The 19,911-nt window shown below is 36.3% G+C and carries 21 protein-coding genes; 10 read left to right on the top strand and 11 right to left on the bottom strand.

Going from position 1 to position 19,911, the window contains the following annotated elements:
• The first annotated feature begins 5 nt into the window (after positions 1-5).
• The 9 genes from M9C83_00910 (at position 6) to M9C83_00950 (ending at position 10,433) form a co-directional block, all read left to right on the top strand.
• On the top strand, positions 6-1,283 hold the full coding sequence (locus M9C83_00910) for an ammonium transporter (GenBank protein URQ66788.1): 1,278 nt from the start codon (positions 6-8) through the stop codon (positions 1,281-1,283).
• 68 nt (positions 1,284-1,351) lie between these two features.
• Positions 1,352-2,290: a tRNA (adenosine(37)-N6)-dimethylallyltransferase MiaA gene (miaA, locus tag M9C83_00915; protein URQ66789.1), complete on the top strand. Its 939-nt coding sequence runs from the start codon at positions 1,352-1,354 to the stop codon at positions 2,288-2,290.
• Complete coding sequence (gene hflX / locus M9C83_00920) at positions 2,287-3,585, top strand: GTPase HflX (protein ID URQ66790.1); 1,299 nt, start codon at positions 2,287-2,289, stop codon at positions 3,583-3,585. The genes miaA and hflX overlap by 4 nt, the downstream gene beginning before the upstream one ends.
• The gene (gene hflK, locus M9C83_00925; protein URQ66791.1) at positions 3,586-4,710 is read left to right on the top strand and encodes an FtsH protease activity modulator HflK; all 1,125 of its coding nucleotides are present in this window, start codon (positions 3,586-3,588) and stop codon (positions 4,708-4,710) included.
• Positions 4,710-5,585: a protease modulator HflC gene (hflC, locus tag M9C83_00930; GenBank protein URQ66792.1), complete on the top strand. Its 876-nt coding sequence runs from the start codon at positions 4,710-4,712 to the stop codon at positions 5,583-5,585. The genes hflK and hflC overlap by 1 nt, the downstream gene beginning before the upstream one ends.
• Before the next feature lie 3 nt (positions 5,586-5,588).
• Complete coding sequence (locus tag M9C83_00935; protein ID URQ66793.1) at positions 5,589-6,557, top strand: ATP phosphoribosyltransferase regulatory subunit; 969 nt, start codon at positions 5,589-5,591, stop codon at positions 6,555-6,557.
• Between the two features lie 10 nt (positions 6,558-6,567).
• Entirely contained in the window at positions 6,568-7,845 is a 1,278-nt protein-coding gene (locus M9C83_00940; GenBank protein URQ66794.1) for an adenylosuccinate synthase, read from the top strand.
• 3 nt (positions 7,846-7,848) lie between these two features.
• Positions 7,849-8,229, top strand: a complete 381-nt coding sequence (locus tag M9C83_00945) for a hypothetical protein (GenBank protein ID URQ66795.1) — start codon at positions 7,849-7,851, stop codon at positions 8,227-8,229.
• A gap of 5 nt (positions 8,230-8,234) precedes the next feature.
• A complete protein-coding gene (locus tag M9C83_00950) occupies positions 8,235-10,433 on the top strand; it encodes a DUF3604 domain-containing protein (GenBank protein URQ66796.1) in 2,199 nt (732 codons plus the stop codon).
• Here the strand turns inward: M9C83_00950 and nusB are convergent.
• The 7 genes from nusB to nth all read right to left on the bottom strand — a co-directional run bounded on the left by nusB (position 10,414) and on the right by nth (position 15,917).
• Positions 10,414-10,821: a transcription antitermination factor NusB gene (nusB, locus tag M9C83_00955; GenBank protein ID URQ66797.1), complete on the bottom strand. Its 408-nt coding sequence runs from the start codon at positions 10,819-10,821 to the stop codon at positions 10,414-10,416. The genes M9C83_00950 and nusB overlap by 20 nt on opposite strands.
• Before the next feature lie 3 nt (positions 10,822-10,824).
• Entirely contained in the window at positions 10,825-11,289 is a 465-nt protein-coding gene (gene ribH / locus M9C83_00960; protein ID URQ66798.1) for a 6,7-dimethyl-8-ribityllumazine synthase, read from the bottom strand.
• 4 nt (positions 11,290-11,293) lie between these two features.
• A complete protein-coding gene (ribBA, locus tag M9C83_00965; GenBank protein URQ66799.1) occupies positions 11,294-12,385 on the bottom strand; it encodes a bifunctional 3,4-dihydroxy-2-butanone-4-phosphate synthase/GTP cyclohydrolase II in 1,092 nt (363 codons plus the stop codon).
• Positions 12,386-12,390: 5 nt separating this feature from the next.
• Complete coding sequence (ribD, locus tag M9C83_00970) at positions 12,391-13,479, bottom strand: bifunctional diaminohydroxyphosphoribosylaminopyrimidine deaminase/5-amino-6-(5-phosphoribosylamino)uracil reductase RibD (protein ID URQ66800.1); 1,089 nt, start codon at positions 13,477-13,479, stop codon at positions 12,391-12,393.
• Between the two features lie 2 nt (positions 13,480-13,481).
• Positions 13,482-13,937, bottom strand: coding sequence for a transcriptional regulator NrdR (gene nrdR / locus M9C83_00975; GenBank protein URQ66801.1), 456 nt, complete (start codon positions 13,935-13,937; stop codon positions 13,482-13,484).
• On the bottom strand, positions 13,898-15,196 hold the full coding sequence (locus tag M9C83_00980; protein URQ66802.1) for a serine hydroxymethyltransferase: 1,299 nt from the start codon (positions 15,194-15,196) through the stop codon (positions 13,898-13,900). Before M9C83_00980 ends, nrdR begins: the two co-directional genes overlap by 40 nt.
• A gap of 67 nt (positions 15,197-15,263) precedes the next feature.
• A complete protein-coding gene (nth, locus tag M9C83_00985) occupies positions 15,264-15,917 on the bottom strand; it encodes an endonuclease III (GenBank protein ID URQ66803.1) in 654 nt (217 codons plus the stop codon).
• A gap of 39 nt (positions 15,918-15,956) precedes the next feature.
• On the opposite strand from nth, the gene M9C83_00990 reads away from it, so the two are divergent.
• Entirely contained in the window at positions 15,957-16,250 is a 294-nt protein-coding gene (locus M9C83_00990) for a hypothetical protein (protein URQ66804.1), read from the top strand.
• An 8-nt stretch (positions 16,251-16,258) separates the two neighbouring features.
• Here M9C83_00990 and M9C83_00995 read toward each other — a convergent pair whose 3' ends face one another.
• Genes M9C83_00995 through M9C83_01010 form a run of 4 tightly spaced genes read right to left on the bottom strand, consistent with a single transcriptional unit; the run spans position 16,259 to position 19,911 of the window.
• Positions 16,259-16,795: a PepSY domain-containing protein gene (locus tag M9C83_00995; GenBank protein URQ66805.1), complete on the bottom strand. Its 537-nt coding sequence runs from the start codon at positions 16,793-16,795 to the stop codon at positions 16,259-16,261.
• 8 nt (positions 16,796-16,803) lie between these two features.
• Positions 16,804-17,775 carry a nitronate monooxygenase family protein gene (locus M9C83_01000; protein URQ66806.1) on the bottom strand — a complete coding sequence of 324 codons (972 nt, stop codon included), beginning with the start codon at positions 17,773-17,775 and terminating at the stop codon, positions 16,804-16,806.
• Positions 17,776-17,820: 45 nt separating this feature from the next.
• Positions 17,821-18,219: a hypothetical protein gene (locus tag M9C83_01005; GenBank protein ID URQ66807.1), complete on the bottom strand. Its 399-nt coding sequence runs from the start codon at positions 18,217-18,219 to the stop codon at positions 17,821-17,823.
• A 42-nt stretch (positions 18,220-18,261) separates the two neighbouring features.
• Positions 18,262-19,911 carry a sulfatase-like hydrolase/transferase gene (locus M9C83_01010; protein ID URQ66808.1) on the bottom strand — a complete coding sequence of 550 codons (1,650 nt, stop codon included), beginning with the start codon at positions 19,909-19,911 and terminating at the stop codon, positions 18,262-18,264.

Raw genomic sequence — 19,911 nt, forward strand, 5'->3', positions numbered from 1 at the left:
GTCTCATGATAAAAAAACTTTTTCTTTTTAGTACTTTAATTTTTTCTTTTAATATTTCAGCAGATGAATTGAATTCAGGAGATACTGCCTGGATACTAACTTCAACTGCATTAGTATTGTTTATGACCCTACCAGGGCTTTCCCTTTTTTATGCGGGGCTTGTAAGAAGTAAAAATGCTATATCAGTTTTGATGCAATGTTTTGCTATAGCTTGTATAGTCTCCGTAGCTTGGGTTGTCTACGGGTATAGTCTTGCCTTTACTGAGGGTAATGCTTTTATTGGAGGTACCAGTGCATTTTTCTTAAGTGGCATTGGTAGAGATACTTTGGCTCCTGGGACAACCATGCCCCATTCTCTGTTTGTTATATTTCAAATGACCTTTGCCATCATTACTCCAGCTTTGGTTGTTGGAGCATTTGCAGAAAGAATGAAATTCGGTGCAATGTGCTTATTTTCTTTACTTTGGTTTACAGCAGTTTATCTGCCTGCTTGTCATATGATTTGGGGAGGAGGTTACTTAGCTGATGTTAAGGATTTTGCTGGCGGTCTTGTTGTGCACTTAACTTGCGGAGTCGGAGCTTTAGTTATAGCTATCGTATTAGGTCCAAGAAAGGGCTTTCCTTCGACAGCTATGCCACCTCATAATAGAACAATGGTAGTAACTGGAGCTGCCATGCTTTGGGTTGGCTGGTTTGGGTTTAATGCTGGAAGTTCTTGGGCTGCTGATGGCCTTGCAGGAATGGCTATGCTTGTAACGCATATAAGTGCAGCTACGGGAGCCTTAACTTGGATGGTTATTGAATGGATTAAAGGAGGTAAGCCTACAATAGTTGGTATAGCAACTGGTATGGTTGCAGGCTTAGCTACTATTACACCTGCATCAGGTAGCGTTGGACCAGAAGGTGCATTACTAATCGGTCTAATGGCAGGTTCAGTTTGCTTCTATGCCACTCAAGCTGTGAAGGGTGTATTTGGAATAGATGATTCCTTAGATGTATTCCCTGTTCATGGTGTAGGAGGAATAATCGGTATTATTATGGTAAGTTTTCTTGGTGTCCAGGGAGGTTTTCTTGGTTCTAGTGCTGGTGAAGAATGGATTCCTATAGAACAGTTTGTTATTCAATTAAAAGGGATTGCTGTTATTGGCTTATGGACAGCTTTTGCCTCGTGGGTCATTCTAAGATTAATCGGTTCTTTTACTTCTCTAAGAGTTAGTGAAGAAGAGGAATATGAAGGTTTAGATGTTACTGAACATGAAGAAAGAAGTTATGACCTAATTTGAGTTTTTACTTATCAAAAAAAACCGGCTAATCAGCCGGTTTTTTTCTCTTAATCAACTATCATATATTAGTGGAAAAGAGATTAATTGTTTCGCTGATGGGACCAACAGGAGTAGGTAAAACCGATTTAGCAATAGAGTTGTACAAGAATTTAGGTATCAATATTATTAGTGTTGATTCTGTTCAGATATATAAACATTTGAATATTGGGAGCGGAAAACCCTCATCAAAAGTTCTTGATAAATATCCTCATGACTTAATTGATATCTTAAGTCCAAATGAAAGTTATTCCACTTCTCAATTTCAAGGTGATGCTATCGACTCTATAAGAAAAGCATTTGAAACTAAGAGAATCCCTTTACTCGTTGGAGGCACAATGATGTATTTTCACCACTTAGTTACTGGTATTTCAAAATTACCTTCGGTAGATAGTCAAATAAGACTTAAAGTTAAAGAGGAGTTTGAGGATAAAGGTGTGCATGCAATGTATAAATACTTAGAAAAAATAGATAAAGATTCCTCAATAAAAATTCATCAAAATGATACTCAACGAATTAAAAGAGCAATCGAAGTTTTTTTAGCAACGGGCAAAGAGCTTTCTAAATGGCAGGCTGAAAATAAAAAAGAAACGAATCAAATAATAAGTGAATCTAATTTGATTCAGATTGCCATTAAGCCTCATGATAAAGATTTACATCGAGAAAATATTGCAAAAAGATTTAAAGGAATGATTGATGCTGGATTGATTGAAGAGGTGGAAGGCATTCTTGAACGCAAAGGAATGAGTTCAAATTCTCAATCAATGAAAAGTGTAGGATATCGCCAAGTATGTGAATATTTAAAAGGAGATTACAGTCTTGATGATATGATTGATAAAGGTATTAACTCAACAAGACAACTTGCAAAAAGGCAAATGACTTGGATGAGAAATTGGAAAAATTTAATTTTTGTAGAGAATAACTCTTCTCTCTTTAGTTCGGTAAAGGATTTAATCTTAAAAAATTCATGAATTTAGAAAAAACATCACCACAATCCATACTTGTACACATCGAAAGGTTTTCTTTAAACAAAGATTTACAATTAGAAGCCAAAGAAGAGTTTAAAGAACTGTGTATCTCTTCGGGTGCCAATGTTTGTGCTGAGGTGTCATGTAAGATTGATAGACCTTCTCCTAATTATTTTGTGAAAATAGGCAAGCTTAATGAAATTAAGGAGCTTATAAAAGTAAGCAAATGCAGTTTAGTTATTTTTAATAATGATCTATCTCCTTCTCAAGAAAGAAATTTAGAAAAATATCTTGGAACTCGAGTTTTGGATCGTACATCATTAATTCTTGATATCTTTGCAACAAGAGCATCAAGCCATGTTGGAAAGCTTCAAGTTGAATTAGCTCAATTAACTCATCTTTCTACAAGACTGGTTAGAGGATGGAGCCACCTTGAAAGGCAAAAGGGCGGCATAGGGTTAAGGGGTCCAGGTGAAACACAATTAGAAACAGATAGAAGACTCATTGGCCATAGAATCAAAAGTTTAAAGAAGAGGTTAAACAAGGCACATAATCAGAAAGAGATAAACCGTTATGCTAGAAGTAAAGGTAAAGAAATGGTTGTTGCACTTGTGGGGTATACAAATGCGGGTAAAACTACTTTATTTAATCATCTTACTCAAAATAATCTGTATGCTGCAGATAAACCTTTTGCAACCCTAGACTCTGTCACCAGAAAGAATAGTAAACAAGAGCTGCAACACATTCTGTTCTCAGATACTGTTGGATTTATTTCAAATCTTCCAACACAACTCATTGAATCGTTTAAAGCAACTTTAGATGATTTAGGTTCAGCAGATCTTCTACTTCATGTTGTTGATATTTCAGATAAGGATCACAGATTTAAAGTGAAAGAAGTAGAGAGAATTTTAAAAGATCTGGGCTTATCGGATAAGCTTTTGATTAGAGTGAATAATAAGACTGACAAACTTGATGTATCCTCTCAGGATGAGATATCACAAGAAACTTCCGATCAGGTTTGGATATCATCTACAGAGCAAAAAGGGTTTGCAAGTCTATACGATGCAATCAACGCCAAGCTTAGAGGTAAGATAACTACCAATTGGGTGAGCTTAACAAGTGACTTAGGTTGGTTGAGATCTGAGCTTTATTCATCTGGAAGTGTCCTTGAAGAGAGAATATCTAGTGAAGGTCTGATAGAATTGCATCTTGAAAATTTTCAAAATGACCTCATTAAGTTATTAGAAGTCGATGGCTTCGACTTAATCAAAGAAAAACAAACACAGGAAGCAATATAAATGTCGTGGAATGGAAATGATAACAAAGATCCTTGGGGAAGGAATGATACTCCTCCGGAGATCGACGAAGTAATTAAAAAAGTAAGACAAAGAATAGAATCTATTTTTGGAGGTGGATCTTCTGGTGACTCCTCAGGAGGTGGATTTAGTCTTAAAAGTTTACCTTTAATACTAGGCGTATTAGTCTTGTTATGGGTTGGGGCTGGAATATATCAGGTCGAGCAGGCTGAAAGATCAGTAGTGCTCAGGCTTGGCAAATTCCAGGAAATTAAAGGGCCCGGCTTAAGATGGAATCCTCCGATTATTGACGCTTGGGAGATTGTCGACGTAGTCAGGGTTAGACCACATAGACATGACGCTTTAATGCTCACTAAAGATGAAAATATAGTTGATGTGACAGTGTCCATTCAGTACCAAATTGCAGATCCACAAAAATACGTTTTAGATATCAGAGATGCTGATGCTAGCTTAGTTCAAGCTACTGAAAGTGCTCTAAGGCATGTCGTAGGTGGCTCAATTATGGATGATGTGCTTACAACGGGTCGTGAGCTGATTGCCCAAGAAGTTAAAACCAGGTTACAACGATACTTGAATAAATATAACACTGGTCTGGAAGTTGTGATTGTAAACATCGAGGATTCTTCTCCTCCAAACCAAGTGCAAGAAGCTTTTGATGATGTTATTAAAGCAAGAGAGGACGAAGTTAGAGCGAGAAATGAAGCTGAAACTTACGCTAATGGCTTGGTACCAGAAGCTAGAGGACAAGCACAGAGAATGTTACAAGATGCTGAGGCTTACAAGGAGCAAGTTATATCCGAGGCCGAAGGTGATGCGACACGTTTTAATCTTCTTCTATCTGAATATCAAAAAGCTCCAGATGTAACTCGTAACCGTCTATATTTGGATTCGATTCAAGGAGTAATGTCAAATAGTTCAAAGGTCATGATAGACGTAGAAGGTGGAAACAATATACTTTACCTGCCTCTAGATAAGATTGCTGAGTCAGCTAGAGGAGTTGAGAGCTTAAATATACCAACCACTTCAGGGAATACATCTATAAGTGACTTAACAAATCAGGTTATTGAAGAAATAAGACGAAGAAATAGACAAGAGGAACGAAGATAATGAAAACATTAAGACTTTTACTTATACCTATATTGGTAGCTTTTATAGCTTTAATCTCGGCCTCAATTTTTGTAGTGAAAGAAACTGAGAGGGCTGTTAAATTAAGATTTGGAGAAGTCGTAGAAGCAGATGTACCTCCAGGGCTACATTTCAAACTTCCAATCATCAATACAGTTAGAAAATTTGATGCAAGAATACTTACACTAGATGCTGCACCTCAAAGCTATCTAACATCTGAAAAGAAAGCTTTGACCGTTGATTCATTTGTAAAATGGAGAGTAAGCGATGTAGAAAAGTATTTTACTACTACAGGTGGTGACGAAGAAAGATTGAGAAGACTTTTAATCCAAAGGGTCGATGCCGGTTTAAGAAATGAATTTGGTACAAGGACAGTTAATGAAGTTGTTTCTGGAGAAAGAGATGAACTCATGGATAAACTTACACTTCAACTAGATGACATTGCTGTTGAAGAGCTAGGTGTCGAGGTAATAGATCTGAGGGTAAAAAAGATAGATCTGCCTCCAGAAGTCAGTGAGTCAGTATATAACCGAATGAGAACTGAGAGAGAAAGGCTTGCTAAAGAACTTAGAGCTCAAGGTAATGAGGTCGCTGAAAAAATTAGAGCAACAGCTGATAAAGAAAAAACTATCATTCTTGCTGATGCATATAGACAAGCAGAAGAAACAAAAGGTAACGGAGATGCAACAGCAGCAGCAACATATGCTAATGCTTATTCAAAAGACCCTGAATTCTATGATTTCACGAGGAGTTTAAAAGCATATCAATCAACTTTTGAAAGCAAGTCAGATATACTTTTAATTAATCCTGACAGTGATTTCTTCAAATATCTAGACAATTCTAAAGCTTCAAATTAGTAGATGAGTTCAAAAATACGCTGGAGCTTACCCGATGGCGTAGATGAACTTCTTCCACCTAAAGCAATTGAAGTGGAGATGTTGAGAAGGAAATTAATTGATGAATATATTTCCTCTGGCTTCGAATTTATTACTCCTCCTTTATTGGAGTTATCTGAATCAATAGGTGGTGAAGCTCATGATGAGATTAAGTCACATGCATTTAGTTTCAAAGATAGCTTAACTGGCAAAAATTTATCTATAAGGCCAGATATTTCAGAACAAGCCTCTAGGATAGATGCTTATCGAATACAATCCAATGATATTGTAAAACTCTGTTATGCAGGAGAGGTTGTGAAGAGTAAGGTATCAAAGTCTTTAAGATCAAGAACGACTATACAAGTAGGCGCCGAAATATTTGGAGATTCTTCTAAAGATGCTGAATTAGATAGTATAAATTTAATGTTAAAGAGCCTCGAAATTGCAGGTATAAAAAATATAACCCTTAGTATTGGTCATGCTGCATTTACTTCTTCAGTCCTCGAACCTTTCAAGAAATTAGGTAGAGAAATTTTTGTAGACTTAGAAATAGCGCTTTCTAAAAAATCTAAATCTGACTTAGATAAAATAATCCCAGATTCTAATCAAAATAAACAATCTTTAATTTCTCTATGTGATATGTATGGTGGTATTGACATAATCCAGTCCGCAAAAGAAAGTTTTTCTTACTTGGAGTTAACTCAAAATTTTATGGATCATCTTGAAGCCTTGGCAGGCAAGCTAATAGAAAATTCGGGAATAACTTTACATGTTGATTTGGGTGAGGTTCAAGGTTTCAAATATCATAATGGAGTTGTGTTTTCCGCATATGCCGACTCAGCGGGTTATGTGCTTGCGAAAGGTGGAAGATATGATGGCCTAAGAAAACAATCAGATACTGATAGACCGGCAGTAGGATTTGATCTAGATTTAGTTTCAGTTTCTAATTTATAGGAATGAAACTATGAATTTAAATATTTCTTTACTTGGTCTTCAGTGGGGTGACGAAGGAAAAGGTAAGGTAGTGGATTATCTTGCAAATGATCTAGATGCTGCTGTTAGGTATCAGGGCGGCCATAATGCAGGTCACACGTTAATAGTGAACGGAAAAAAAATTGTTTTTCATTTATTACCTTCAGCAATATGTCACAAAAATATAAAATGCTTTATCGCAAGAGGAGTTGTTGTAAGCCTAGATGCTTTATTCTCAGAGTTAGCCGAAGCGAATGAAGTTTTAGGAGATATTGAAGACAGACTCATAATAAGTTCAGCTTGCAGTCTTATTCAGCCTTATCATATAAAGTTAGATCAGCTTAGAGAGCAGTCTGCCAATTTAACAAAAATAGGAACAACAGGAAGAGGAATAGGAACAACTTATGAAGACAAAGTCGGAAGAAGATCAGTGCGAATTTCGGACCTATATGATGAAAGTAAATTAAATGATAAGTTGACGCAAGCTTTGGATTTTTACAATTCAATTTTTGAACATTCATTTGGTACCTCTAAAATCGATCTAAATGAATTGGTAGATTTAAATTTGAAACAAGCTGAACAATTGAAGCCTTATATTGGAAATGTGATAGAAGAAATAAGAGAATTGCAAAAATCTAAAAAGAAAATCCTTTATGAAGGTGCTCAAGGTGCTTTATTAGATGTAAGCTTAGGAACTTATCCTTTTGTCACATCAAGTAACCTAATTGGGGGTGTTCCAGCTGGCGCAGGAATTAGTCCATCTGATATTGATTATACGATAGGAATTACCAAGGCTTACACTACAAGAGTTGGCGAAGGACCTTTTCCTACAGAGTTGTTTGATGAGATGGGAACTTACTTAGCTGAAACGGGTGGAGAGGTTGGAGCTACTACTGGAAGACCGAGAAGATGTGGATGGCTAGATGGTTTCCTTCTAAAGAATATGGTTAAAGTCAGTGGAGTAGACGGACTGTGCTTAACTAAGATCGATGTTTTGGATGGAATAGAAAAAATAAAGATTTGTAATGCCTATTCTAGTGATCTTACTGAAGCTGAAATGATAGAAACTATGGATCTAGAGCTTGCTCAGCCTGAATATCTAGAGATGCCAGGCTGGTCTAAACTTACAGCAGGACAAACTTCATATGAAGAACTCGATGATAATGCTAAATCTTTTGTTGAGAAAATAGAAGAAATTTCAGGAGTTCCTGTTATTATGATTTCAACTGGTCCTAAGCGCGAAGATACAATTATTAGAAAAGATATATAAGAAATGCGATACTTTTTTTTAATTATTTTAACCTTTTCACTGTCAATAGAATCTACTGATTTGGAGTTTAAAGAAGGCGACCTATTTCTTGCAAATAAATTCGAAACCATTGCCTTATTTTTCTATAAGTCAGATGCCACTAGAGTAGACATCGCAAGAGATTTATCCTTCTCTATTCACGACTTCATGACTTATGGCGCTGTAGATCAGAGAGATATTTATAAGATCAAACGAGGTGAAACTTTTATTCTCATAGATAGTTATAGAGACGGTGATATCTTTGAGGTTAATCTGAAAAGTTCGCGTACATCCAGAGAAAAATTTTTCGTTCTTTCTGAAGATTTAAAGAATTCATCCATCACTCTGATCACAGAAGAGTCTTAATTTTCATGAAAAGCTATTTCAAAATAGCCGCTAAGGGTATTTTGCTGATAGTTTCACTTATCTTGGCTCTATATTTTGCTGTTTTTTTTGATTTTTTCGGTAAGCCCCAAGATCAGGGCCAAATTGAAGAATTTAATGCCCCATTCTTGAGTCCAATAGATAAAAAATTAAGTGAAAAAACAATCTTATTTGGCGATTTACATGTTCATACGACCTATTCACTCGATGCTTTTATAGGGAATTTACCTATTCTAGAAGGAGAGGGAACTCATCCAGCTGCAGATGCATGCAACTATGCAAGGTTTTGTGCAAATCTAGATTTCTTTTCTATAAATGATCATGCTGAATTTTTAACAAGAAGGGAGTGGACAGACACAATACAGTCTTTAAGAGACTGCTCAAGAATATCTAATGAGTCAGATGAAAGTTCTATCGTTCCCTTTCTTGGTTGGGAATGGACTCAGACAAGCTTAGATATAGAGAAACATTATGGACATAAGAACGTAATATTAAAATCTCTTCAAGACAATATCCCTGAAAGGCCTATTGGAGCACCTGATCATAAGTTTTTTAAGAGCATAGTAGATGCTCCAGCTTATACATTATTCGGAGCCATGCTTTATGACTATAAAAATATTTCTTATTATTTGAACTATAGGCAAAGACAGTTACTTATAAAAAGCCTTGAATATTGTGATAATTCGACTCATGTAAAAGACCTTCCACTTGACTGTCTTGAGAGAGCAGAAACACCATCTGATTTATATAGAAAATTAGATGAGTGGGGGGCAGACTCTTTAGTTATTCCTCATGGGTCTGCTTGGGGAAATACTTCTCCGCCCATGGCAACATGGAAAAATCAATTAAATATCGCAGACCATAATCCTAGATATCAAAAATTGATAGAAGTTTTTTCAGGTCATGGAAATACAGAAGAATATCGATCTTGGGAAGCTTTCAAGATATTAGATGGAGAATATGTTTGTCCAGCCCCCACAGAAAACTATGTTCCAGATTGTTTTCAGGCCGGCGAAATAATCAAAGAAAGATGCAGGATTTCAGCTGGAAGTGAAGAACTATGTAATCAAAGGGCAAAAGAGGCAAGAGATAACTTCACCAAAGCCAATCCTTATGGGCTATTGACCATACCTAATCCAAAGCCAGAAGAGTGGTTAGACAGTGGTCAATGCATAGATTGTTACTTACCAGCTTTTGACTATAGACCAAAATCATCAGTGCAATATGCATTAGCTTTAAGAAATTTCACTGAAGGAAAAACTGAACCTTATAGGTTTGGTTTTATTGGGTCTAGTGACAATCACTCTTCAAGACCTGGAACGGGTTATAAGGAAATTGATAGGATTAGAAATACCGACTCTAAGTATAAGTCCTCGAATCAAGTCATGAGTTTGAATCAACTTTCCCAAGACTATGCCATCCCAAGATCACAAGAAATTAACTTGGAGCAAATGGTTGATAGGATGAAACCAAGTCAAGGAGAAAGAATAGCCTCATTTCTTTACACAGGCGGATTGATAGCAAGTCATGTATCAGAAAAGAGTAGAGAATCTATATGGAATGCTTTAAATAATAGAGAAGTATATGCAACGAGCGGAGAAAGAATTTTATTATGGTTTGATGTGACTAACCACCCATCCGGAAAGTTAATGCCTATGGGCAGTGAGTTTTCTATGCAAGAAAATCCAAAGTTCAAAGTAAGAGTATTAGGTTCTCAAAAACAGGCACCTGGGTGTAGTTCGGAGAATGAGATAACTAAAACTTACCTAGATAAGCTTTGTAATGGAGAATGTTTCAATCCTACTGATGAGAGGAATAATATTTCCAGAATAGAAATTATAAGAATAAGACCCCAAACTTATCCTGACGAACCTATAGAAACTTTAATTGAAGACAGTTGGAGGATTTTTGAATGCAAACCATCTCAGGAAGGTTGCGTAGTAGAGTTTGAAGATCCTAATTTTTTGGATGCTAATAGAGAGGTCATCTACTATGTCAGAGCAATTCAAGAACCCTCGCTAGCAATCGGGGCGGCAAATTTAGCTTGTGAATTTGATGATGACGGTAAGTGTGTAGAAGTTAAGCTTTGTGGAGATGCAAAAGGGCAGGGAGAAGGTGATTGCTTATCCGAAAACGAAGAGAGAGCTTGGTCATCTCCTATATTTATTAACTATTCTCAGAATTAGATTTATACATCTTATCTAATATTGCATTTACATACTTATACCCATCTACAGCGCCATACTTTTTGGTTAATCTTATGCTCTCTTTAATAATGATCGGGGCATCTGTATTTGTGTATAACATCTCATAGGCAGCTAATCTCAAAGTATTCCGTTCTATTGGATCAAGGGAAGAAAGTTTTCTTTCCATAAAGGTTGATAGAGAGGTATCTATCTTCTCTTTAAATTTCATAACACCTTCAAGAAGGTCCTTGTAATGTGGATATTTACTCTGAAGAGATAAATCTGTTAATAGCTCTTTAATATCTGAGCCAGAGAGTTCAATTTCATACAGACTTTGTATTACTTTATCTCTCGATCTAACGGGCGAGGTATCTTTTTTGGATTTCATGAATCAAGATAGGGAATCGACCATATTTAATGCGGTAAGAGCAAATTCTTTTCCCTTATTCATTTTGTTTGGGTTAGACCTTTCTTCAGCTTGCTCAATTGTATTAGTAGTTAGGACTCCGCATATGACAGGAATACGGGTCTTAAGCGAAACTTCTTGAAGACCTTCAAGACATGAACTAGATATAAAATCAAAATGAGGAGTATCACCTCTTATAATTGCACCTAGCGAAATAACTGACAATATACCTTCTTTTTCAGCCATAAATTGGGTCGCTAGTGGCAACTCAAATGCTCCTGGAACTTCTTTAAGGTATATATTAGCTTCATCTACTCCTTGGCTTACAAGTTCTTTTTTAGTTTCTTTTAATAAATCTTGAACTATAGATGGATTCCATGAAGTGAAGACAATCCCGTACTGTCCTTGTTTAGCTTTTACTGATACTTCTTTAATCTTAAGGTCTTTCATTATATTAATTTATAAATTCAGTTATCTCTAAATCAAAGCCTGCGAGAGGATATTTTAAGGAGGCGCCCAATAGTCTAATCTTAGTTATACCAAGATCTTTTAATATCTGAGCTCCTACACCAATAATTCTGGTATCTGGACCGTCATTTTTTGTTTTGGGTTTTCTACCTTTTAGAAATGAAATATTAGATAGAAGTTCATCGGAGCTCTCTGAGTGAGATAGAAGAAGTATTACGCCTTTTCCTTCTTCATCAATCTTTTTCATTGCATGAGAAAAAGACAATCTACTGCCAAATTTATTAATACCCATAATATCCTGAAGCGTATTATTCTGTTGAACTCTGACTAGCACTTCATCAGTACTTTTAATCTTATTTTTCACCAAGGCGAGGTGTATATCTCCATTGATGGTATCTTCGTAAGCACGTAAAGAAAATTTACCGTACTCAGATTCAATATCAGTTTTATCAACTAGCTTGATACTCTTTTCGCTGATATTTCTATAATGAATGAGATCGGCGATTGTTCCAATTTTTAGGCTATGTTTTTTTGCAAACACCTCTAGATCGGCCCTCCTTGCCATGGTCCCATCATCATTCATAATCTCTACAATTACAGCAGATGGATCTAACCCCGCCATTTTAGCGAGATCTGTGCCGGCTTCTGTGTGGCCAGCCCTGTTCAGGACACCACCTTCCTGAGCTTTTATTGGAAAAACATGTCCAGGCTGAACTATATCATCCGCTTTAGCTTTTTTACTTACAGCAGCCTGTATTGTTGTTGCTCTATCTGAAGCTGATATACCAGTTGTTACACCTTCAGCTGCTTCAATAGAAGTAGTAAAGGCCGTCCCTAATTCAGTACCATTATTTTTTACCATTTGTTCTAGACCTAGTCTTTTACATCTGTCCTCATTGATTGCTAGACAGATTAAGCCCCTTGCATGGGTTGCCATGAAGTTGATGGCATCTGCATTAACTTTTTCCGCGGCAAGTATCAGATCGCCTTCATTTTCTCTGTCTTCGTCATCCATAAGGATGACCATCTTCCCCAGAGAGATGTCTTCAATAATTTCTTGTATGCTATTAAGCTTCATTATCTTTAATTTGGGGTAAGAATAACCTTTAGATCTTCGCCTAAATTTTCCGTACCCCTAATTTTGAAGCCTATTGTACTCAGTTTTTGATTCTTCTGACCGAATTTAGAAAAGGTATTTCTGTCTTTCCCTAGTAGTTTTGGTGCTTTATAAAGGATTAATTCATCAATCAATTCTTGAGCCAGAAGTGCATCTAAAAGTATTGATCCCGATTCAACCATAAGAGTGTTGATAGATTTTTCTTCTGCCAAATAACTCATTATATTATTTAAATCCGCCAAATCATTTTTGGACATAATACAAATTTCACTATTTTTGGATTTAATCTTTGAATTTTTGGTCGTAAACAAAAGCGTCTTTGCTTCCGAAGAAAAAATATTCTCCTTTCCATTTAAGTAATTATTTCTATCAATCACCACTCTCAATGGATGTTTTACATCATTGATTTCATATCCCGAGTCTCTGGAAGTAAGAGAAGGGTTATCTTTCAAAATAGTTCCTGTTCCTGTCAAGATGGCTTCATTAGTGGCTCTAAGTTTATGGACATCCTTTCGAGATATCTCAGAAGTAATCCATTTACTATCACCAGAATCTAAAGCTATCCCTCCATCAAGACCTACTGCCATCTTAGCTGTTATAAATGGTCTATTTTTTTCTAACCTAGAAAAGAACCCTCTATTGAGTTCTCGAGCCTCATCCCTTAGAAGACCTTCAATAATTTCTATATCTTTTTCTTTTTTTGCAAAACCATCCTGTGAAATATCTTCAGACGCAATATAAACTTTCTTAATACCATGTCGTTTTATAGATTCAGAGCAGGGCGGAGTTCTTCCTGTTGTAGAGCAAGGCTCTAATGTCACGAACATTTCAGAGTTCCTCAGAGCTGATTCTGCGTTTGAGCCTAGATTTTCAAAAACATTCCGAATAGCATTGACTTCCGCATGTTCTTCTCCAGCTTTTTTATGCCATCCTCTGCCGATAATTTTGTTATCAAGAGTAATTACACAACCTACCATTGGATTAGGTCTCGTAGTTAAAAGACCTTTTTTAGCGAGAGATAGAGCTTCGCGCATGTGCTCTGATGGGGACGTCATAATTAATCGCTAGTTAATTTCTCAACCTCTTCTGAAAATTCGTTGATATCTTCGAATCTTCTGTATACAGAAGCAAACCTTATGAAGGCAACTTCATCTATTTTTCTAAGGTTCTGCATTACAACTTCTCCGATTAGTCTCGAGGGTATTTCTCTTTCACCAGAAGATCGAATATCTTTCTTTATATCTTCTATAAGAGTTTCTATCTCTTCTTCTCCAACAGGCCTTTTCTCTAAAGACCTATAAAGACCTTCCCTCAATTTATGCTCATCAAAGGGCTCTCTTGAATTATTTTTTTGTTTGATCACTCGTGGCATTAAAAGTTCTGCAGTTTCAAATGTTGTGAATCTTTCATTACATGAAGGACACTCTCGTCTTCTTCTGATTTGCTGACCTTCAGCTATCAGTCTAGAGTCGATTACTTTTGTATCAGAGAAGCCACAGTAGGGGCAGTGCATAATTCATCGGAGTAAACTGGATAACTAGAACAAAGTTCGATAACCTTGCCCTTAACATCATTAATTAAAATTTGGTTATTAATATCTTCCAAAATATCACAAATCCAGTTTGCAACTAATGTCACCTCGGGCTCTTTGAAGCCTCTTGTTGTTGCAGCTGGTGTTCCTATTCTTAGACCACTTGTTACAAATGGTGATTGTGGATCATTGGGAACAGCATTTTTATTAACTGTTATATTAGCTTTTCCAAGAGCTGCATCGGCAGCTTTTCCAGTCAAACCCTTTTCAACTAGATCAACAAGGAACATATGATTTTCTGTCCCATTAGAGACAATATTTATACCTCTTTTCATGAACGTAGCGGCCATTTGTTTTGCATTTGCTTTCACTTGCTTCTGATAATCTTTAAAAGTAGGATCTAGTGCTTCCTTAAAACATAATGCTTTGGCAGCAATTACATGCATCAAAGGTCCACCCTGTGTACCAGGGAAAATGGCAGAGTTTAGTTTTTTATGTATTTCTTCATTATCTTTAGCAAGAATTAATCCTCCTCTTGGACCTCTTAATGTCTTATGTGTTGTAGTTGTCACAACGTCTGCGTGAGGTATAGGAGAGGGATATTCTTTTGCCGCTACTAAACCTGAGACATGTGCCATATCAACCAAAAGGTAAGCATTAACTGAATCAGCAATCTCTCTAAATTTTGCCCAATCAACAATTCCAGAATAGGCAGAGAAGCCAGCTATAATTAGCTTCGGATTATGCTCTTTAGCAAGATCTTCCACTTCTTGGTAATTAAGTTCACCAGTTTTTGGATCCAGTCCATATTGAAATGAGTTATATGTCTTCCCAGAAAAATTTACTTTTGCGCCATGAGTAAGGTGTCCACCATGATCTAAGCTCATTCCAAGGATAGTATCTCCAGCATTACATAGAGCTAGAAAGACAGCGGAATTAGCACTCGCACCAGAATGAGGTTGAACATTTGCATAAGCAGCTCCATAAAGTTTCTTAGCTCTCTCTATTGCGAGGGACTCTGCTACATCAACATTTTCGCAGCCACCATAATATCTTTTTCCAGGATATCCCTCTGCATACTTGTTTGTCAGTACAGAGCCTTGGATTTCTAGAATTCCTTTTGAAGTGTAGTTTTCTGATGCAATTAATTCTATGTGCTCTTCTTGACGAACAGACTCTTTAGATATGGATTGCCATAACTCTGGATCAAATTCTTCTAAACCTTTATCTGTAATAAACATATATTGTTAAATAGTTAAGGGCACAGATTGATTATACAGAATAACACTTAACATCTCTTCATTAAGTTCATGCTTTATTAGTCTTTACGGGTGATTTTCTTCCTTTATTGACCTCAGAACAAATTTTGCAAACCCTTCCATCACAACCTCTTGCGGTACAATACTCTCTTCCATAAAAAATAATTTGCAAATGGAGTTTATTCCAATCCTCAACAGGAAATCCTTTTTTAAGATCTTTTTCTGTTTGCTTTACATTTTTGCCTCTTGAAAGCCTCCATCTTTGCGCTAATCTATGGATATGCGTATCCACAGGAAATGCTGGGTGATTGAATCCCTGACTCATAATAACAGAAGCAGTTTTATGACCCACGCCAGGTAAAGCTTCCAAAGCCTCAAAGCTTTCAGGGACTTGCCCCTCGTATTTTTCGCACAAAATTTTACTCAATTCTGCTATTGCTTTAGATTTTTTAGGAGATAAACCGCAAGGTCTAATTATGTTTCTTATTTCATTTGGATCAACCAAGGCCATGTCAAACGGATTATTGGCTAATGCGAAGAGTTCAGGCGTCACTTGGTTAACTCTTACATCAGTACATTGTGCCGATAATAAAACAGCAATTAAGAGTGTATAGATTGAATCGTGATCAAGCGGAATAGGAGTTTCAGGATAAAGCCTTTGAAGCTCCTTACGGATATAAATAAATCTTTCTTCTTTATTCAAAACTTATTTCTTATTTAATTTACTTAGTATACTTGTTTAATGTTTGAAGGAAGAATCAAAAAGATTGTAGATCTTTTAAGAGAAAAGTTCACCGAGGAAACTGAATCTACTAGAACCATGCTCAAAATTTACTCTGATTATGTTAAGGGTGAAGCCAACGATGAAGATGTAGAAAAGGCTAATAAACAACTAAATGAAATACTTAAAGACTTAAGTTTTGGTTTAATGGCAGTCGTTCCTTTTGCACCTATAACAATTCCTATGATTGCTAAATTTGCGAAGAAGCATAATATTGACCTTCTTCCTGAATGGTTCAAGGATTCTATTAAGTAGAATTCGTTTTATCTTTTGTTTGTGCCAAAGAAGAGATAGATACCAGATAAAGCACTTATTAATGCCAGAATTGAAAATATTTTTAAGAAAATATTTCCTACATCATCTCTCTCATTCCAGTCCATGATGTGGACACCCCACATAAAGTCCCAAATTCTCCATTGATTAGACCTTATTGCGACAATTTTTTCTGTGTATGGATCCAAATATACGTTTATTTCTTCTTGTGCATCATTGAGTGCTTCAATTTTATATAGAGGCAATGATCTACCTCTATATTCTGAACCAGGTTTATCTTCGGTTATTTCTGTAACTGAACTAGGTTTTAAATATGTTTTATCTTCGACCAAAGAAAGAGCTTGTTGTGGCTCAATCTTTTGGGTCTTGGGCACCTCTTTTACAGCTATAGTTTTTAAGTATTGACTTCCTCTTACTTCTTCGATTTTGTTAAAAGAAAAATAAATACCTGATATGGTCCATAAAAGAAGTTGAACCGATATAGCTAAGCTCAGATATTTATGTATCTTTCTGGAAGAACCTTTCAAACTAACTTTTATATAGCCTTTTGTAGTTTGGAAGCGACAATTTCTTCAGCCTCAGCCATTATTCTATCTATCAATTCTTCTACTGTTGGTATATCAGAGACCAATCCAGCAACCATGCCACAAGACCAAGCCCCAGCTTCTGGCTCCCCATCCATCATAACTTTTGGATAAACTCCAGCTACTTCATCGATGATATCTTCAAATTTAAGTTCATCTCCATAAGCTTTTTCTTTTGCCATAAGACTTTCTACAGCTGGATTATTTAATACTCTTTCTGTGTTTGTAAGAGATCTCATGATAAGTCTTGTATCTAACTCACTGGCATTAACTATAGCTTCTTTAACATTTTGATGAACAGGAGCATCTTTAGTAGCAATGAAACGTGTCCCCATGTTCATGCCTTCAGCACCCAATGCCATTGCTGCTATGAGACTCCTTGCATCAGCCATTCCACCTGAGGCAACAAAGGGAATATCAAGTTCGTCAGCTGCCCTTGGCAGTAGTATAAAATTCGGAATATCATCTTCGCCAGGATGACCTCCACATTCAAAACCGTCAACCGAAACAGCATCACAGCCTATATCTTGGGCTTTAATAGAATGTCTTACAGATGTGCACTTGTGGATAACCTTAATATCTGCGTCTTTCATAGCTGGCATATATACCGCAGGATTTCTACCTGCTGTTTCAACGACCTTTACACCATTATTAATGATAACTTCAATTAGCCCTGGATAATCTGGAGGAGTCAAAGAAGGTAAGAAAGTTAAATTCACTCCAAAAGGTTTATCTGTAAGTTCTTGGCATTTTTTTATTTCTGCATCAAGTTTTTCTGGTGTACCTTGAGTAAGGCCTGTAATAATTCCGAGGCCACCTGCATTTGATACTGCTGCAGCAAGTTCTGCAAATCCTACATAGTGCATTCCACCTTGGATGATGGGATGTTCTATCCCAAATAGTTCAGTTATTTGTGTTTTCATTTCTCCTCCATAAAATTAGGAAACTTAGTATATAGATTGATTCATTTAATGTGTCATTTGTTTCCAAAGATATCGTAAGGCAATTACTGCTGGGATGTAATATCCACAAAGAAAAATAAAGATGAATGCAACATCACTCACCGGATCTCTAAAAAACCAAAAAGCTGGCCCATCAATTAAGTCGGTAAAAAACCTAACAAAAATTAGTATGAATAGCATAGGAGCACTTTTTAGAAAGTAAGCAATAATAAAAGCAAAACCCACAGCAAGATTTCTGGCGGTATAAATCCAATCACCCAAAATTGTCGATGTTGCATTAATGTCACCTAAAAATGATGGATCAGTTAATGCCCAATATGGCCCCAAAAACATAGGCCATACCTCCATAAAAAGAATGATAGTTAACCACCAAGGTATGGGAGTTTTTTTGGATAGTTGATTCATTCGTAAAAAAAATTGTCAAAAATATATTTAATTATTTTTTGATCAATTTGACCAATAAATAAATTCATCACCTTCTTCATAAATTTGACCATCATACTTGTCGATTAAAATAGGTGCCTCATAAGCAGAAGGGAATAGAGGATCTTTTTGTTCAGAGTTGAATTCACTTAAAAGTTCTTCAATCATACGAGCCTCTTCAGGGTGTTTTTGAATAAGATTTGTTTGTTCTAAGGGGTCTACAGAGGTATCAAACAACCAACGAAAATTTTCTTTTTTACTGATTATGTATTTCCATTTGCCATGTAAGACAGATTGATGATTTCCTGACCGCCAGAAAAGTGTTTTGTGAGGTTCATTAGAATTTTCTTTTTTTATAAATGGCATTAAGTTCACACCATCTATCTTACTTTCCTTTGGTAGCTCGGCTTTTGCTGCTGCAGCAATTGTAGGAAAGATATCAAAGTGATGTATTGCACTATCCGATATTTGATTGGGATTTATTTCGTCAGGCCAACTAGCAATAAAGGGCACTCTTATACCACCTTCAAAAAAACTAATCTTCCAACCTCTGTATGGTTTATTTATATCTTCCAGCTCTATGTAATTAGCTCCTCCGTTATCACTGGTAAATATGATCAAAGTTTTTCCATAAATATCTAGTTCTTTTAATTTTTTGATAATCAATCCAACGCTTCTATCCAGGGCAGCTATCATTCCTGAGTAAACTTGCAAATTATGCCCTGACATATGGCTCATCTTTTCGACATCACTTCTTAAAGCTTGGAGAGGATTATGGATCGCCCAATGACTTAGATACAGGAAAAAAGGCCTATTTTTGTTTTTTTCAATTACTTTCAGAGCTTCTTGTGTGTAATAGTCTGTTACGTATCCTTCTGGTTTAAAACGATCTCCACCATTGAATTTTGCTGCATACTGACCTGAGCTCCAAACCATTTTATCTATAGAAGTATCGAATTTCGCATTTACGACATTAGGATGATCTTGTGGTAAATAATAGCCACCCTGTAGTGACAAAGAATCATGAAATCCTTGGCTTTGAGGATCCATGCCATATGCATGACCTAGATGCCATTTTCCAATATGGGCTGTGTAATATCCTGAATTTTTTAAAATCTCGGCAATTGTTATCTGCTCACTCGGCATACCCTGCTCTAAAAAAGGTGGCAGGTTCGATGCTATTTCTCTATCAATTCTTCCTCGCAAAGTCGCATCATCTTCTTGTACAAGCCAATTTAGTACTGTTCTTCCAGCATCAGGAACAGGTGTAAACTCAAAACCAAATCTTGTTGGATATTTTCCAGTCATTATGGAGGCTCTTGAAGGAGAACATGTTGCATTAGCAGCATAGCCTCTGGAAAACCATATTCCACTCTCGGCTAGTGAATCTATGTGCGGAGTCTGAAGAGTTCCATCAGCTGCTCCACCATTATGAAGCGAAATATCGTTATATCCCATATCATCAGCCAAAATTAAAATAATGTTTGGCCTTGTGTCATCGATATTAAGATTTTGGGAGGGACCCTCTGCCCAATTAGTCGGTATATTTTCTTGTACTGGATTAATCAAGTTCATCACTTTTGGCATCATCCAAACTATTACGTTTACCTTATATTCCCAAAGAATGAGTCCTGAAACTAATATTATCAGTAATGAATAGAAAGGCTTTCTCAT

Source organism: SAR86 cluster bacterium, from assembly GCA_023703575.1.
GTDB lineage: Bacteria > Pseudomonadota > Gammaproteobacteria > Magnimaribacterales > Magnimaribacteraceae > Magnimaribacter.